This window comes from Hyphomicrobium nitrativorans NL23, from assembly GCF_000503895.1.
Taxonomy (GTDB): Bacteria; Pseudomonadota; Alphaproteobacteria; order Rhizobiales; family Hyphomicrobiaceae; genus Hyphomicrobium_C; species Hyphomicrobium_C nitrativorans.
Window position 1 is genome coordinate 1,468,605 of the sequence record NC_022997.1, and the last position, 15,373, is coordinate 1,483,977.

Consider the following 15,373-nt stretch of genomic DNA (forward strand, 5'->3'; position numbering starts at 1 on the left):
TGGCCTCGCGTTGCGCGCACCGGAGCGCATGCCGATCCGCACCGGCTAGAAACGGTGCGGATCGGTTCTCTTTTCTGGCTGTCTATGCGTCGGGATCAGTCGAGTGCGAACACCCAGACCGAGCCACCTTCGGGCACCTGCTTCTCCCAACCGGCAAGTTCATTCATCTTGCCCTGGACCCAGGCTGCGTCCACGCCCCAACCCGACACGACGGCGATGTACTGCTTGCCGTCGACGGAGAAGGCGCTCGGCGGCGAGATGATGCCGGAAGGCGTCGGGAACTCCCAAAGCAGCTTGCCGGATTTCTCATCGTAGGCGCGGAACATGCGGTCGTTGGTGCCGCCCGCAAACAGGACGCCACCGCCGGTGGTCAGGATCGAGCCCCAGTTCCAGGAGCCGGGATACTTGACGCGCCACTCTTCCTTGCGGCCGTCGACGCTCCAGGCCTGGATGCCGCCGATGTGGTCCCAGCCGTCGCGCAACTCGATGTTGAGCGCGTTGATGTCCACGCCCGCCGACCACACGCCGGGAATGATCGGCTGGATGATGCCGGTCAGCGTGCTGCAGTGGTTCTCGTTGTAGGGGATGTAGAGCATGCCGCTCTTCGGGCTGTAGGCCTCATATGGCCAGTCCTTGCCGCCCCAGAGAGTCGGGCAGTAGGTTGCCGACTTGCCGGTGCCGGGGATGGCGTCCTGGTTGTAGGTTGGCCGGCCCGTCTTCGGATCGATGCTCGTGAAGACGTTGTTGTAAACGTACTTCTCGGCCTGATCGAAGGAGATGTTGCCCGTCGCGTCACGTTCGAGCCAGTACAGCACGCCGTTGCGCTGCGCGCTGATCAGGCCCTCGACCGTGTTGCCGTCCTTGTTGAACTCGACCAGCGTCGGCGCGTTCATCGCCGCCCAGTCCCAGCCATCGTTATGGTGATACTGGAAGTGGCTGACGATCTTGCCGTCGTCCGGATTGATCGCAAGGCTCGACGCGATATAGAGGTTGTCGCCCGGACGCTGATCGGCGATCCACGGAGCACCGTTGCCGACGCCCCAGTAGATCACGTCGTTCTTGGCGTCGTAGTTGCCCGGCATCCACATGGTGCCGCCGCCGTTCTTCCAAGCATCCTTCCATTTCCCGTCCTGCGGCCAGGTTTCCGAGCCCGGCTCGCCGGGGGCGGGCACGGAGTAGGTCGTCCACGCTTCCTTGCCGGTCTCGGCGTCGAAGGCCTTGATGTAGCCGCGCACGCCGAACTCGCCGCCGGACGGACCGATGATGATCTTGCCCTTCACGGCCAGCGGTGCCGAGGTGATGTAAGCGCTCTTGGTTTCCCAATCGCAGACCTCCGCCTCCCAGACCTTCGTGCCTGTCTTGGCGTCGAGCGCGGTCAGCATGCAGTCGATGCTGCCGACGTAGACCTTGTCGCCCCAGAGCGCCACGCCGCGGTTGGTCCGGTGCAAGGCGCCCATGCCTTCCGGCACCTCGCGTACGAAGCGCCACAGCGAGCGGCCGGTTTTCGCATCGAACGCCAGCACCTGGTTGTGCGGCGTCGCGACGAACATGTAATCGCCGTTGACGACCGCGGGGGCCTCGTGGCCTGAGTTGACGCCCGTGGCGGCCGACCATACCGGCCTCAACCTGGAGACGTTCTCTGTCGTGATCTGATCGAGCGGCGTGTAGCTCCAGCCGGCATAGTTGCCCTTGGTCAGCAGCCAGTTCTCCGCCTCCGGATTCTTCATCCGGTCCTCGGTGACTGGTTTGTAGTCCGACAGCTTGAACTCAGCCGCTTGCATCGTGGCCGGTGCGGCCACAAGTGCAAGAACTGCAACGGATGATCGAAGTTTCATCGAGTAGGTCCTCCCAGTTTTTTGAATGCTTCGTTGCATGAGGCGTGATGAGGTGCCTCCTACGCTGGCGGCCCGATCGGGCCGTTCAGCTTCCCCGCCACCACCAACGCGCCGTCGGTGATGGTTACCGGCAGCATGGCGAGCCTGCGCACGGCAGGTCCCTGAACCACGACACCGTTGTTGCCCACGTCGAACGTCGAGCCGTGGCAGTTGCACACGGCCATGCGCGGGTTCTCATGCTGGCCCGAGATCGGGCAGCCCTCATGCGTGCAGATGGCCGAGTAGGCGACGATGCCCGCGGCGGCGTGCTGTTCCATGGATGGATCCAGATCGCCTTCAGGCACGCGCATGAGAATGAGGAGGTTGGCGCGCGACGCGAGGATGTCCCCTGTCTCTGCATCCATCGGGTAGACGAGGAGAGGCTGCTCTCCGATCTTCACATCTGACGGCGCGACGACCTCGCCTTCCTTGTCGCCGGTCATGAACGCGAAGCGATGTCCGGGCTCCGCGCGTCTTCCGCGTGTGGTCTGCGCATCGGCTGGCGCACTCGCGGCGATGCCGGCAGCAACGGCACAGCAGGAGAAGGCAAGACCCTGCAAGACATTGCGGCGACCGACCTCGCACTGATCCTCGTCCGCTCCGCCGGCGTCACGGCGGGTTCGTGTATCCTTCTGCATGTTCCTCCCCAATCTGCGTCTTGGTGCGCTGCGGATCGGGATCGCATTCACTGCGACATCTTCACCGCAAGAAGGGGGGACAGCATGATTCGTGCCATTACCTATTTGCGCTGCACGCGCTGTTGCAGCATCGGTGCGCCGACGTCGGGCAAGGCTCCGGAAAAACTTGTAAAATCGGATGTTCCGGATGGCGCGCTGCGATGGCAGGCCGGATGCCTGGCAGGCTCTTTTACGCGTCGCGAGACGAGGTCACGAACATCCCGCGTTACATTGCGCGGATCGCTCGATGTCACAGTGTAACGCTGGACCCACACGCCCACGCGGGGAATGGAGCAGGTGGCCACACCAATATTGTTGCTCTCCCAGCACGACCCGTCCGTAATCTGACGTGTCTGATGCGGGTGTCTTTCTCATCGAAACTCATAACCCTCTGTCCAATTTTATTTTTTGTGTCGAGGCGTGCCGCCCCGCAGGTTCGGATCGCTCTTCGGCGCAATTGCCCTCGGCAACTGGCACACCGCTTGCCTTGTGGGGCTGGACGGCGGTGAGCGTCGGTTCAAGTTCATGCGTGAAGGAACGAATTCATATTGCGGCTCGGGAAAGCCTTTCGAAGGAGAAGAAGCATGCTTGGGGGAAAGACATTCCTGTTTTCTGCGGCGGCCCTGGTGGGTGTGAGCGCAGGTCTGCTGGGGAGCGACAGGTCGTTCGCGGCGGATTTTGGGGGGAACTGCTGCGCCGATCTCGAAGAGCGGATTGCAGAGCTCGAAGCGACAACCGCACGCAAGGGCAACCGCAAGGTGTCCCTTACGATCTCGGGCTGGGTCACCCAGCAGATCATGGGTTGGGACGATAGCATCAGCTCGGATGCCTACGTCGGCACCAGCCTGAACGACCTCGGAACCCGTCTGCATTTCGACGGATCGGCAAGCATCAACAACGAATGGTCGGCCGGCTATAGCCTGCGCTTCGACATCACCGGCGCCAACGGCTTCGTGCAGGATGCCTCCAACGCACGCGGCGGCGAGGGCCCGCCGGGCCTGCTCAACTCGTATTGGTGGATCAAGAGCGAGCGCCTGGGCCGGGTCTCCGTCGGCCGGCAAAGCCACTCCGCTGACGATACCTGGGTCGACGTCTCCGGCGCGGGCAGCATCTTCGCGGCCAACCTCGTCATCTTCGACGGCCAGAACTTCCAGCTCGTCCCGCAAGGCACGGGAAGGCGGGCAAAGGCCCGCTGGGGCGACATCGGCAATTGCTACACGACGGGCGTCGGCATCTTCGCCGACTGCGCCGGCGACCGAACCGACAGCGTTCGCTATGACACGCCGACCATCGCCGGCTTCGTCGCCTCGACGAGTTGGGGCGGCGACGACCACTGGGACGTGGCCCTGAGGCATGCCGGCGAGTTCGGCGCCTTCAAGACGGCGTTCGGCATGTCGTACCACGAGAACAAAGGCGATCCTCGGATCAACACGATCACGGATACCAGCATCTTCCAGGTCAGCTTCTCGGCGCTGCATCAGCCGACCGGTCTCTTCGGTGTCGTCTATTACGGCAACGAGGATCCGGACGGATTCAAGGACTCCGACCAGCTCTATCTTAAGGCCGGTCTCAGGACGAACCTCACCTCCCTCGGCGCCACCATCTTCTACGGCGAATACGGCCGCGGCGACGATATGTTCAGCGGCCTTGAGGGCGGCGCGGTGTTCAGCGGCGTGACCGATCTCTGCGACGGCTTCGCGGGAACGGGCGGCAACATCGACACGGCTTGCGCGGGCGGAGCGGCCCACACGAGCGGATCGACGTTCGAGCGCTTCGGCTTCGGTGTCGTGCAGGAACTCGATGCCGCATCGATGGCGCTCTGGCTGAAGTACAAGAACTACGACGGCGAGATCGATTTCATCGATGCCGGAGGTGCGACGGGCAAGGAGAGCCTTGAGAACCTGCACATCTATGCACTCGGCGCGGCAATCTTCTTCTAGAGCGTCCGATTCAATGCAATCGGATCGGATGCTCTAATCTCTTTGATGAGATCGATGATTGACGCTTCAGGCTGATAGGGCCTGAAACGATCATGGTCTCTTGAGTTAGACCGATGATTCACGTTTCAGGCTGATAGGGCCTGAAACGATCATGGTCTAGGTCCATGCCACCAGGGCGGCTCGCAAAGTCCTTCTCCCGATCGACGCGAGCCGCCTTTTTCGCTCCTGCCGTTGCCGCATTTCTCGTTCGGCAACGGTCCTCTCCCAAGGCAACCTTGAGGGCGATCGTCGATCGCCCTTTTTTCGATGCTGCTGGCTGGATTGCGGCGGTGAGCAGGGGGCGTGCGCGGCGGCGCAGCGAAGACGCGCGGAAATTCCGTCGTGCGTCAGCTATCGCAAAGCACGAGATGAACGCTCTTCGGGCCATGCGCCGGCCTGACGATGATGCCACCGACGTCTGCGGTGCGCGACGGCCCGGCAATGATATTGACCGTCCGGGGCCAGTCCCCGCCTTCGGCGCGCAGGCGGGCCCAGGCGTCTTCCGTATGGGCGACGACGTCGTCCGCGCGCAGCACGACGACATGCATGTCGGGTAGGAAATTCAATGTCGTCGGCGATGCGGGGGCGGACCGCAGGACAACGCTGCCCGTTTCGGCGATGCCCGCGACGGCCAGCGTCACGCTCAAGGGCTCAGTCCGTCTGCCGGCGCCGAAATTGATGCTCCAGTCGGCTGGCCACCCCAGATGCGCCAGAGCCGGTGCGACGCTGATGTCGGGCTTCTGCGGGGGCGGTGGCAGCAGGCGAAGAATCGCCGGCACAAGCATCTGCAGCGAGGCGATGCGTTCCACTGTGCAGAGGTTGGCTTGCGCCTTCGTGATGAACTGGCTCAGCGGATCGTCGTGCAGCTTTGGGCGCACGCCCACGGGAGGCGCGTTCAGCCGTCGATCGAGTGTCGCCAGTTCATCGCGAGTGCGGTGTCGGTCGCCGAGCGCCGCCCTGATGCGCGCCAGCACGGTGTCGCGTCGTGCTTCGGTCACGGCTGGCGCTTTCTCTTGGCCCATGCGGCATGAAAGGTTGTCCCTTGAGGTGCCGGCAGGTCACGACCCGCCGTCCATTCCCCTGCGAGGGGCAGGTGTCCGATCCGGCCCCTGGACCGACCGAGCCATCGGAGCACCTGAACGCCAAGGCGCGTCGCGACACGATAGAGCGCCGGTCGCGTTGCGAGCCAGGACCACACGCCGAGCCCCCACCGTGAACGGCCCTTGATGAAGCCGTCCTCCCATTGCTCGTGGCGCAGGCGCCTGAGTAGGTCCGGAAGAGGGATCTTGACCGGGCACACCTGCTGGCAGCGCCCATTCAGCGTGCACGCATGGGGAAGCTCGTTCGCCGCCTCGTGGCGCGCGATCATCGGTGTCAGCACCGCGCCCATGGGGCCGGGGTAGACCGATGCGTAGGTGTGGCCGCCGACCGCGAGATAGACCGGGCAATGGTTCATGCAGGCGCCGCAGCGAATGCAGCGAAGCATCGGCCGGAACGCGCCCGAAAGCATCTTTGTGCGGCCGTTGTCGACGAGCACGACATGGTACTCCTCGGGGCCGTCGGCATCGCCGGGACGCCTGGGGCCGGTCGAGAGCGTGGTATAGCTCGTCGTCTCGATGCCGAGCGCGCTTCTGGCCAGCAGACGCAAAAGCACGCTGGCGTCGTTCAGCGTCGGCACGACCTTCTCGATGCCCGCCGTCACGATGTGCACGCGGGCGAGGGTGCACGTGAGATCTCCGTTGCCCTCGTTCGTGACGATGATGTTGGATCCGGTCTCGGCGACGAGAAAGTTGGCGCCCGTAATGCCGATGTCGGCGGAGAAGTATTTCTCCCGCATGACGGAACGCACCTGGGCGATGAGTTCTGCCGCGTCGGTGACGCGCTCGCTGAAGCCGTGCCGCCGATGGTGCTCGAAGAAGAGATCCGAGATTTCGTTCGTCGTCTTGTGCACGGTCGGCATGACGATGTGGCTGGGGGCCTCTTTTGCAAGCTGGACGATATATTCGCCCGCATCCGTCTCGACCACATCGAGCCCGTCGGCCTCCAGCGCCTCGTTGAGCCCGATCTCCTCGGACACCATCGACTTGCCCTTGGTGACGGTCCTGGCGCCGGTCCGCGTGCAAATCTCGCGCACGATACGGCAAGCTTCTTCGGCATCCGCGGCCCAGTGCACATGCCCGCCCCGGTCGACGACCGCTCGCTCGAAGCGCTCAAGATAGAAATCGAGGTTTGCGAGCGTATGATCCTTGATTGCCGCGCCAGCGTCGCGCATGGCCTCGTACTCGGGCAGCGCAGCGACGGCGCGCGCGCGGGCGGCAACGAACCCCGTTTTGAGGTTCGACACCTGCTGTTGCAGACCCGCGTCCGCGGGCGCCTTGGATGCGCGCGAACTGAAATCCTTGCCGTTGACCAGCATTAGGCTGCGTACTCATAAATGGGTGGGCATTGACGCGAGGACTTTCGTGCTTCCGGCAGGAGCGGAAGCGCAGGAAACCTCCATGGTTTGCAAGCTTTCGGGACGCACCGGAAGCGCGAAAGGACCGCGCCCCTGCGGGGTGAGCCAAGACAAACCAATGGCGGCGTCAAACCGTTTGCCCGATGATAGACATCGAGCTGCACGCTTTTCCTGGCCCTTGGCTTGTCTTGGCTCATCAATGTCCCATCCATTTATGAGTACGCAGCCTAGCCCTTCTCCGGGTCGCCGATGCCCGCCGGCCCCGCCATGCCAGCCAGAACTTCGGCGGCATGGTAGACGCGGACGGGCTTGCCGAGCCGCTTGAGCCGGCCCGCAATATTCATCAAACACCCGAGATCTCCGCCGAGCACGGTGTCTGCGGCAGTCATCTCGATGTTCGCGACCTTGTCGGAGACCATTCTAACGGAAACTTCGGGGTACTTTACGCAAAAGGTACCGCCGAACCCACAGCATGTTTCCGCATCCTGAAGCTCGGTGAGCGTCAGGCCCTCGACCGTTGCGAGAAGCGTGCGCGGCTGCGCCTTGATTCCGAGGGTGCGCAGGCCGGAGCAACTGTCGTGGTAAGTCGCGGTGCCGTGAAAGGAGGCGGTCACGGCCGACATGCCCATGACGTCGGTCAGGAAGCTCATGAGCTCGTAGCTCCGCTCCGCAAGTGCGACGGCGCGGGCGTGCCAGGTGACATCGCCGTCGAACATCGCGGGATACTCCTTGCGGACCGTGGCCATGCACGATCCGGACGGGCCGACGACATAGTCGAAGCCTTGGAACGCCTCGATGACCTGCTTTGCGATGCGGCGTGCGGCGCCCTGGTCGCCGCTGTTATAGGCCGGCTGGCCGCAGCAGACCTGCGCTTCGGGAACCTCGACCGAGCAGCCGGCATCTTCGAGCAGTTTGACCGCAGCGAAGCCGACGCCGGGGCGGAACAGATCGACGAGGCAGGTGACGAAAAGGCCGACCCGCGGGCGTCCGCCGGTTGTTGAGGGTGCATCGTCGATTTTCGTCATCGGCACGGGGAAGCCGTCACCCAAGTCTGCATGGCGCCGGACGGAATATAGGATTGAGACACCACGTGATTTCCCCCGAATCCGGCGAGTCTCAACAGGTCGCCGATCCGGACCGCTCGCCTTTATGGTCATATTATTAGACCAAATGATCCGAGTGGGAAATAGATAGTTCCTATTGACAGATTTGGACGATCTATTACTCCTGACGGCTCGTCGTTCATCCCACATCGCTAACGGGGAGGCCTCGCGGACAGACCATGACCGAACGCATTAAGCCGCAGCGGGTCGCCGAAGCGATTGCCGAGCACATCGAGCAGCTCATTCTGCAGGGCGTCCTGCGCCCGGGTGAGCGGCTGACGCCGGAGCGCGAGCTTGCCGAGAAACTCGATGTGTCCCGGGCCTCCTTGCGCGAGGCGATCGAGATGCTCGCCGGCCGTGGCTTGCTGATCACGACGCGCGGCGGAACGCATGTGGCTCAATTCCTGTCGCCGCTTCTCAAGCCGCTGGCCTCCCTGCTGGAAAACAACGCGCAGGTCACGGCCGACTATTTCGAGTTTCGTCAAGGCGTCGACGCCCAGTCGGCGCGCTACGCGGCGCTCAGGGCATCAGACATCGACCGAGAGGCCATCCGGGCCTGTGTCGCGCGCATGAAGAAGGCGCACGAGATTGCGGATCCGACCGAAGAGGCTCAAGCAGACGTCGATCTGCATATTTCGATCTACGAAGCGGCGCACAACGCCGTCGTGCTCCACATCATGAGGGGGCTGGTCGAGCTGCTCCGCACCAACATTTTCTACAGCCGCCGGCAGCTCTATCAGCGCGCGGCCGTTCGCAACAAGCTTCTGGCGCAGCATCTGGCCATCGCGGACGCCATTCTGGCGGGCAACCCTAAAGCAGCCGAGGCCGCCGCGACCGACCACGTGCGCTTCACGTTCAACAACGTCGAGGAGATTCTTCGCGACGGCGCACGCCTCAAGGCGTCGCTGTTGCGCGTTGCACGGAGCGATTATCTCGCAAGTTGAAAAGACGAGCACGCCCGGAGCAAACATAAGAAGCCTTTTTGGGAGGGCGAGAATGAACGTGTTTGGCAAGGGAAAGGTGGCTGACCGATCTCCCGAATACGCTCATGCGAAAAGGATCGTCGACGAGATCGCGCGGGACGAGTGCGATGTCGCGGAGGATATGTCGAGTCTCATCGTCTCGTCGTGGAAACGCTGCGTCAGCGAATACAAGCTCGACCGCGGCGGCCACAAGGGGCCTGAGATTGTCACAAGCAACGAGTTGAAGCGCGCCGTCGATCCGCTCGACCTCCTGAGGCATGTCGCCCGTCCCGAGATCGAGCGGCTGATGGAGCAAGTGGGCGGGTCCGGCTATGTCGTCATGCTGGCCGATCCGAACGGCATTGCACTCGATGTGCTGAGTGCGGCGGCGCCCGACCGTGCGCTGCGTCGCGTCGGCGTGTGCCCCGGGGCGACGTGGGGCGAGGAACAAGCCGGAACTAACGGGATCGGGACATCGATCGCGAGCCGGTGCGCAGTGACCATCCACCGCTCGCAGCACTTCTTCTTCAACTATTCGGGCCTCACCTGCACGGCAGCACCGATTTTCGGCTCCGACGGGCAGGTCATGGCATCGCTCGACGCGTCATCGGTCGCGGACCTTCCTAAGGAGATGCAGCCGTTGGTGCGCGAACTCGTTTCGGCAACGGCACGCCGTATCGAGCGGCGCTACTTCCTGGAAAAGAACCGCAACCGCGCCATCGTGCGCGTCGAATGGGGGCTGGACAGCCATCATGATGGCTCCGGGTTGATCCTGGCGCTGGACGACAATGGGCGCACCATCGAAGTTCAAGGGGGCGGCGGCGACCACGCGCGGGCAACGAATTGTGGCGCCCTGATCGGAAATCCGCTCTCGGCGTTCATGGAGATCGCCTGGCAGGATGTGGCCCGCAGCGCCAAGAGTCCGCACGTCGAACGTATCGGCATCGCGCACCTGAAGGGCAGCGACCGTCCATGTTTTGCAAGCCTGATCGCGCCTGCCCGCTCCGCCGGCTGGGCGCCGTCCAGGAGACTGGCGTCCGGGGCTGCCGGCGCGTGCAAGCTCGATCTCGATTTTCTGGCCGGTAGCGATCCCGTCATGCGCGAGCATGTCCGGACCATCCGCAGGCTCGTCGACAAAAGCCTGCCGATCCTGCTCTACGGCGAGACCGGCACCGGCAAGGAGGAGTTCGCGCGCGGCATTCATGAGGTGGGTGCACGCTCCGCCAAGCCGTTCGTGGTCATCGACTGCTCGTCTATCCCCGAAAGCCTGATCGAAAGCGAACTGTTCGGCTACGAGACGGGCACTTTCACGGGGGCGCGGCGAGAGGGCCGGCGCGGACGAATCGCCGAGGCCAACGGCGGCACGCTGTTCCTGGACGAGATCGGCGACATGCCGCTTCCGCTTCAGACGCGGCTTCTGCGCGTGCTGGCCCAGGGGGAGGTGGTGCCGCTCGGCGCGGCCAAGCCCATCAAGGTGGATTTCAACCTCATCTGTGCGAGCCATCAGGACTTGCCGAAGATGGTCTCCGAGGGCACGTTCCGCCAGGATCTCTATTACCGCATCGCGGGCATACGCCTGGAGCTGCCTGCCCTCCGGGCGCGGACGGACAAGGAGAGCGTGATCTTGGGCGCGCTGGCCGTCGAGGCGCAGAAGATGGCGCTTGGGGTGCCGCCGGCTATCTCGCCGGAGGCGCTCAAGATCCTCCTCGCGCAGAGGTGGCCCGGCAACATGCGCGAGTTGCGTCTCGCGCTCCGGTATGCGCTCGCCTGCTCTGGCGAGGATGAGATCTCGCAGGATCGGTTGCCGAACTGGCTCAACCTCGGAGCCGGAGACAACGCGCCTTCCCCGGTCGGGGACGTGCCCGACGCGCCCAATCTGATCGATGCGCTGGAGCGCAACCGCTGGTGCATTTCCGATGCGGCTTGTGAGCTGAGGGTGAGCCGGCAGACGCTTTACCGCTGGATCAAGAAGGAAAACCTCAGCCGGCCGACGTGAGCAAGTCGCCTTCACGCTCCCGGATTGTGTCCGGGAGCGTGCTTGAGCGGGATACCGCAGATGTGCCTGCGGATCAGCCGTGCTGCAGGTAAACCGCTTGGGTCTCGGTAAACTCGTAGAGACCGTGCTTGCCGTCCGCCCCGCCGATGCCGGACTTGCGCCGTCCGGCGTGGAAGCCCTGCATGGCCTCGAAGTGCTCGCGGTTGATGTAGGTCTCGCCGAAGCGCAAGTCGCGGCTCGCGCGCATTGCCGTATTCAGGTCGTTCGTAAAGATCGACGAGGTCAGCCCGTAGTCTGACGCGTTCGACAGCGCGACCGCCTCCTCGACGTCATCGACAATCTGGATCGGCAGCACGGGGCCGAACACCTCCTTCTGCATGATCTCCATATCGGCGCGGCAGTTGGCGATAACCGTGGGCTCGTAATGGTGGCCGCGCGAGACATCGGCCGGCTTGCCGCCGGTTACAACCTCGGCGCCGGCAGCGCGCGCCCGGTCGACCATGCCCGTCACCTTGTCCAGGCCGGCGCGGTTGACGAGGGGGCCCATGTTAAGATCGGGCATGGCCAGGGGATCGCCGTAACGCGTCTCGCGCATCAGACGGGTGATGCGATCGAGGAAGGCATCCGCCACCGGCCGCGCCACGTAGACGCGCTCGGCGCAATTGCAGACCTGGCCCGTGTTGATGACGCGCGAGTCGTAAATCGCTTTCGCCGCCAGATCGAGGTCGGCGTCGGCCAGCACGATGGCAGGGGCCTTGCCGCCGAGCTCCAGATTGACGCGCGTCAGGTTGGTGGCGGCCATCTGCATGATCTTGCTGCCGGTCTCGACGCTGCCTGTGAAGCTGATCAGCCCGACGTCGCGGTGGGCAGCCAGGTGGGCGCCGGTGTTGGCCCCGGTGCCGCTCACGAGATTGAAGACTCCGGCGGGCAGGTCCGTCTCCGCCACCAGTCCGGCGAAGGCAAAGGCATTGAGTGGCGTTTCCTCGCTCGACTTGATGACGATAGTGTTTCCGGTGACGAGTGCCGGAGCCATCTTGCGGGCAATGAGGAAGAACGGAAAGTTCCAAGGCAGAATTCCGGCCGTCACGCCGATGGGCTTGCGGAACAGGAAGATGCTTTCTCCCGCCCGGTCGCTGGTGAGGATCTCGCCCTCGATGCGCCGTGCCCACTCGGCCATATAGTCGATGTAATCGGCCGTGAAGTTGACCTCGATGCGCGCGAGCGGCAGCACCTTGCCCTGCTCCTCGGTGATGAGGCGGGCGAGCGGTTCGGCGTTGGCCCGCACCTTCGCCGCGATGGCCTTGAGATGGCGGGCGCGCTCGATCGCCGGCAGCTTCTCCCACGCCGGCTGCGCGCGCTTCGCGGCCTGCACGGCCTGATCGACGACCTCCGATCCGCTGTCAGGTACGCGGGCGATAACGTCGAGCGTGGCGGGATTGGAGACGTCGATCGTATTGCCCCGGCTCTCGACGAACTTGCCGTCGATAAAATTTTGATAGGCAGCCGCTGCTCCCGGCTGCTGTGTGAAAAGCTGCATCTGTCACTCCCTGGAAATTCTTTGTCATTTGGCAGAGGGTCCGCGGCGGAAGGCCGTACGTCGGGGCCACCTCGCCGGCGATGCCGAGACGGCTCGCTGCCGCAGACGGTGGGAGCAAGCGCTATGCCAATAGGGAAGCAACGCGTTTGGCGCAGAGCTATTCGGACGCGCAAGCGTCTGTCGTAGTTAGGCTATTTTCGATTTTTTCAATGCGCGCGCTTCTGCCTGGGAGGCGTCGCCGTGTGTAACATGCGCTCGTTTGACGTTACGTCCGCCGTAACTCGATGCCCGTTCGAGGTGTGCGGCATCGACCGTCGGCGCGCAGCGCCAAGACACTGTGATCAGAATAGAGAAGCCCGGGAAAGGCGAACCTTCCCCGGGCTTCATCTTCTGAAAGCAGACCGTTGGCGCCAGGCCGCTTACGCGACCTTCTCGCCCATGGGCATGTTTCTGAGGCGCTTGCCGGTCGCGGCGAATACGCCGTTGGCGAGCGCGGGGGCGAACGGCGGCAAGCCCGGCTCGCCCACGCCCGCAGCATTCCGTCCCGGCTGCGGCTCGACGAGAAGCACATCGACCACCTTCGGGAAGTTCGACATCCGCGCGATCTCGAAATCGTAGAAGTTGGACTGCTCGACCGCACCGTTCTTGAACGTGATGCCGCTGTAAAGCCCGTGTGACATGCCCATGACGGCCGCGCCCTCGACCTGCGAGCGGATGCGCTCCGGGTTGACGTAGAACCCGCAGTCCATGGCCGTGACGGCATGAGGCACGGTGATGGTGCCGTCGTCCTTCACGTCCACGTGCACAACCGTCGCGACGTAGTTGTGCCACGACAGATGCGCCGCGAGACCGAGCCCTTGCCCCTTCGGCAGTTCCTTGCCCCAGCCGGCTTTCTCGGTCGCCAGATTGATCACGTGCTTCAGGCGCGCCGTATCGACGGGGAAAGGTTCGTAGGGGTCGCCATAGTGCCAGAAGTCCTCCGGATACCCGAGCGCCTTCAGGTCGAGGATGCGGTCCGATCCGATCAGCTCCAGCAGGAACTCCCGATGATCGCGCCCCATCGCATGCGCGGCTTCCGCAACCGCGGACTGTACCGCGAACGCACGCGGGACGTTCGACACCGACCGGAGCCAGCCGATCCGCGTATGGGCGAACGCCTGTCCGTTCTCGCAGCGCACGTTCGCAATCTCGTACGGCGTGTTCACGAAGCCCATGCCGTATTCGATATTGAACTGGTAGCCGCTGTCGGGTGCAAACGTCGAGAGGATCGACGGCGCCACCGTGCGGTGGCGGAAGCCCGTCACCTTGCCGGCATCGTCGAAGGCCATCTCGATCCGCTCCACCGAGACCGTATGGTAGAACGAGTGGTGCATGTCGTCTTCGCGCGTCCATTGCAGAAGCACCGGCGCACCGCCGATTTTCCGCGAGATGAGCGCGGCTTCGACCATGAAGTCCCACTTCGATTTGCGCCCGAAACCGCCGCCGAGCAGCGTCACATGAACCGTGACGTCCTCGATCGGAAGCTCAAGCGCTTTTGCGAGATCCTCGCGCGCGCCGTACGGGCTCTGCACCGGCGCCCACACCTCGCACTTTCCGTCCGCGACACGCGCCACCGCAACGAGCGGTTCCATCGATGCCTGATTGAGATGCTGGCAACGATACTCCTCCGAGAACACCGTCTTGGCATTCGCGAACGTGGTATCGACGTTACCAAGATCGCGGATCACCTTTCCGGGCTTCTTGGACGTCTCCGACATCTCCTCGAAGAAGGCGTCCGTATTGTAGCCGGCATGATCGGCGCTCGGTTCCCATTCGACGGTGAGCGCATCCCGGCCCTGCAACGCCGCGAACGTGGAGTTCGCCACAACGGCGACGCCGCCGAGCGGCGCAAACTTGCGCGGCGCCTCGTGGAAGCCTTCGATCTCGTGCACGGCTTCCACGCCGGGCACTTTCAGCGCAGCGGCACCATCGAACGACTTGAGCTTCTCGCCGAGCACGGCGGGGCGAATCATGACGGCGTACTTCATGCCCGGAAGGCGCACGTCGGCGCCGTAGATCGCCTTGCCGGTCGTGATGTCGTGGAGATCCGTAATCTTCGTCTCGCCCTTGCGCATATAGCTGAATTCGTCGGGCGTCTTGAACAGTAGCGTTTCACGCGCGGGTACGGGCAGCGCCATCGCCGCTTCCGCGAGATCGCCGAAGCCGAGCGTTTCGCCTGTCTCTTTGCCCGCGTCGTCGAGTTGCGCCACCTTGTGAGCCTTGGCACGCACGCGTGACGCGTCGATGCCCCACTTGGTTGCCGCCGCCTGCTCCAGCATCTGGCGCATCGCGGCTCCGCATTCGCGCATCGGCTGGATGTAATGGCGCATGGAGCGCGAGCCGTCGGTGTCCTGGTTGCCGTAGAGCGGCTCGTCGCCCACGGCCTGCTCGATGCTGACCTGCGACCAATCCGCCTCCATTTCGTCGGCTACGACCATCGGCAGGCTGGTGCGCACGCCCGTTCCCATTTCCGCGCGGTGCGCGAGAATGGTGACGGAGCCATCCGGCTTGATGGAGACGAACACGTGCGGATCGCTGGCGCTGCCATAGCCGTGCGGCATGTCCGCGCCGCCCGTCGGGTAAGGCGTCAGCTTCTCGCGCGCCGACGCACTCGGAATGCGAACCGCGAGCACGAGGCCCGAGGCGGCAAGAGCGCCGCCCACGAAGCTACGCCGGCTCACATTCTCGATCAAAGCGGGCGAAGTTTTACGCTCGGCCTTCTCGGCTTCCTTCTTGAGATAATGCAACATG

The 15,373-nt window shown here is 63.9% G+C and carries 10 protein-coding genes; 3 read left to right on the forward strand and 7 right to left on the reverse strand.

Annotated features, from left to right (window positions below; all coding sequences use genetic code 11):
• Nucleotides 1-95: 95 nt before the first annotated feature.
• Both W911_RS06800 and W911_RS06805 read right to left on the reverse strand, forming a co-directional pair.
• On the reverse strand, nt 96-1,835 hold the full coding sequence (locus W911_RS06800; RefSeq protein WP_023786795.1) for a PQQ-dependent dehydrogenase, methanol/ethanol family: 1,740 nt from the start codon (nt 1,833-1,835) through the stop codon (nt 96-98).
• Between the two features lie 59 nt (nt 1,836-1,894).
• Nucleotides 1,895-2,512: a QcrA and Rieske domain-containing protein gene (locus W911_RS06805; RefSeq protein ID WP_023786796.1), complete on the reverse strand. Its 618-nt coding sequence runs from the start codon at nt 2,510-2,512 to the stop codon at nt 1,895-1,897.
• A gap of 623 nt (nt 2,513-3,135) precedes the next feature.
• Between W911_RS06805 and W911_RS06810 the strand changes: the two genes are divergently transcribed.
• Entirely contained in the window at nt 3,136-4,491 is a 1,356-nt protein-coding gene (locus W911_RS06810) for a porin family protein (RefSeq protein ID WP_023786797.1), read from the forward strand.
• Nucleotides 4,492-4,877: 386 nt separating this feature from the next.
• On the opposite strand, the gene W911_RS18110 is transcribed toward W911_RS06810, so the two are convergent.
• From W911_RS18110 to W911_RS06825, 3 genes are all read right to left on the reverse strand, one after another.
• Complete coding sequence (locus W911_RS18110) at nt 4,878-5,528, reverse strand: LutC/YkgG family protein (RefSeq protein WP_201768824.1); 651 nt, start codon at nt 5,526-5,528, stop codon at nt 4,878-4,880.
• Complete coding sequence (locus W911_RS06820; protein ID WP_023786799.1) at nt 5,525-6,946, reverse strand: LutB/LldF family L-lactate oxidation iron-sulfur protein; 1,422 nt, start codon at nt 6,944-6,946, stop codon at nt 5,525-5,527. Before W911_RS06820 ends, W911_RS18110 begins: the two co-directional genes overlap by 4 nt.
• Before the next feature lie 266 nt (nt 6,947-7,212).
• Nucleotides 7,213-8,010 (reverse strand): (Fe-S)-binding protein, encoded by a 798-nt coding sequence (locus W911_RS06825; RefSeq protein WP_023786800.1) that lies wholly within the window; start codon nt 8,008-8,010, stop codon nt 7,213-7,215.
• A gap of 257 nt (nt 8,011-8,267) precedes the next feature.
• On the opposite strand from W911_RS06825, the gene W911_RS06830 reads away from it, so the two are divergent.
• Nucleotides 8,268-9,032 carry a FadR/GntR family transcriptional regulator gene (locus tag W911_RS06830; protein ID WP_023786801.1) on the forward strand — a complete coding sequence of 255 codons (765 nt, stop codon included), beginning with the start codon at nt 8,268-8,270 and terminating at the stop codon, nt 9,030-9,032.
• Nucleotides 9,033-9,084: 52 nt separating this feature from the next.
• Nucleotides 9,085-11,046: a sigma-54-dependent Fis family transcriptional regulator gene (locus W911_RS06835; RefSeq protein ID WP_023786802.1), complete on the forward strand. Its 1,962-nt coding sequence runs from the start codon at nt 9,085-9,087 to the stop codon at nt 11,044-11,046.
• 73 nt (nt 11,047-11,119) lie between these two features.
• Here the strand turns inward: W911_RS06835 and aldA are convergent, their stop codons facing one another.
• Both aldA and W911_RS06845 read right to left on the reverse strand, forming a co-directional pair.
• Nucleotides 11,120-12,583, reverse strand: a complete 1,464-nt coding sequence (gene aldA, locus W911_RS06840) for an aldehyde dehydrogenase (RefSeq protein ID WP_023786803.1) — start codon at nt 12,581-12,583, stop codon at nt 11,120-11,122.
• A 419-nt stretch (nt 12,584-13,002) separates the two neighbouring features.
• A complete protein-coding gene (locus tag W911_RS06845; protein WP_023786804.1) occupies nt 13,003-15,372 on the reverse strand; it encodes a xanthine dehydrogenase family protein molybdopterin-binding subunit in 2,370 nt (789 codons plus the stop codon).
• Nucleotide 15,373 lies beyond the last annotated feature (1 nt).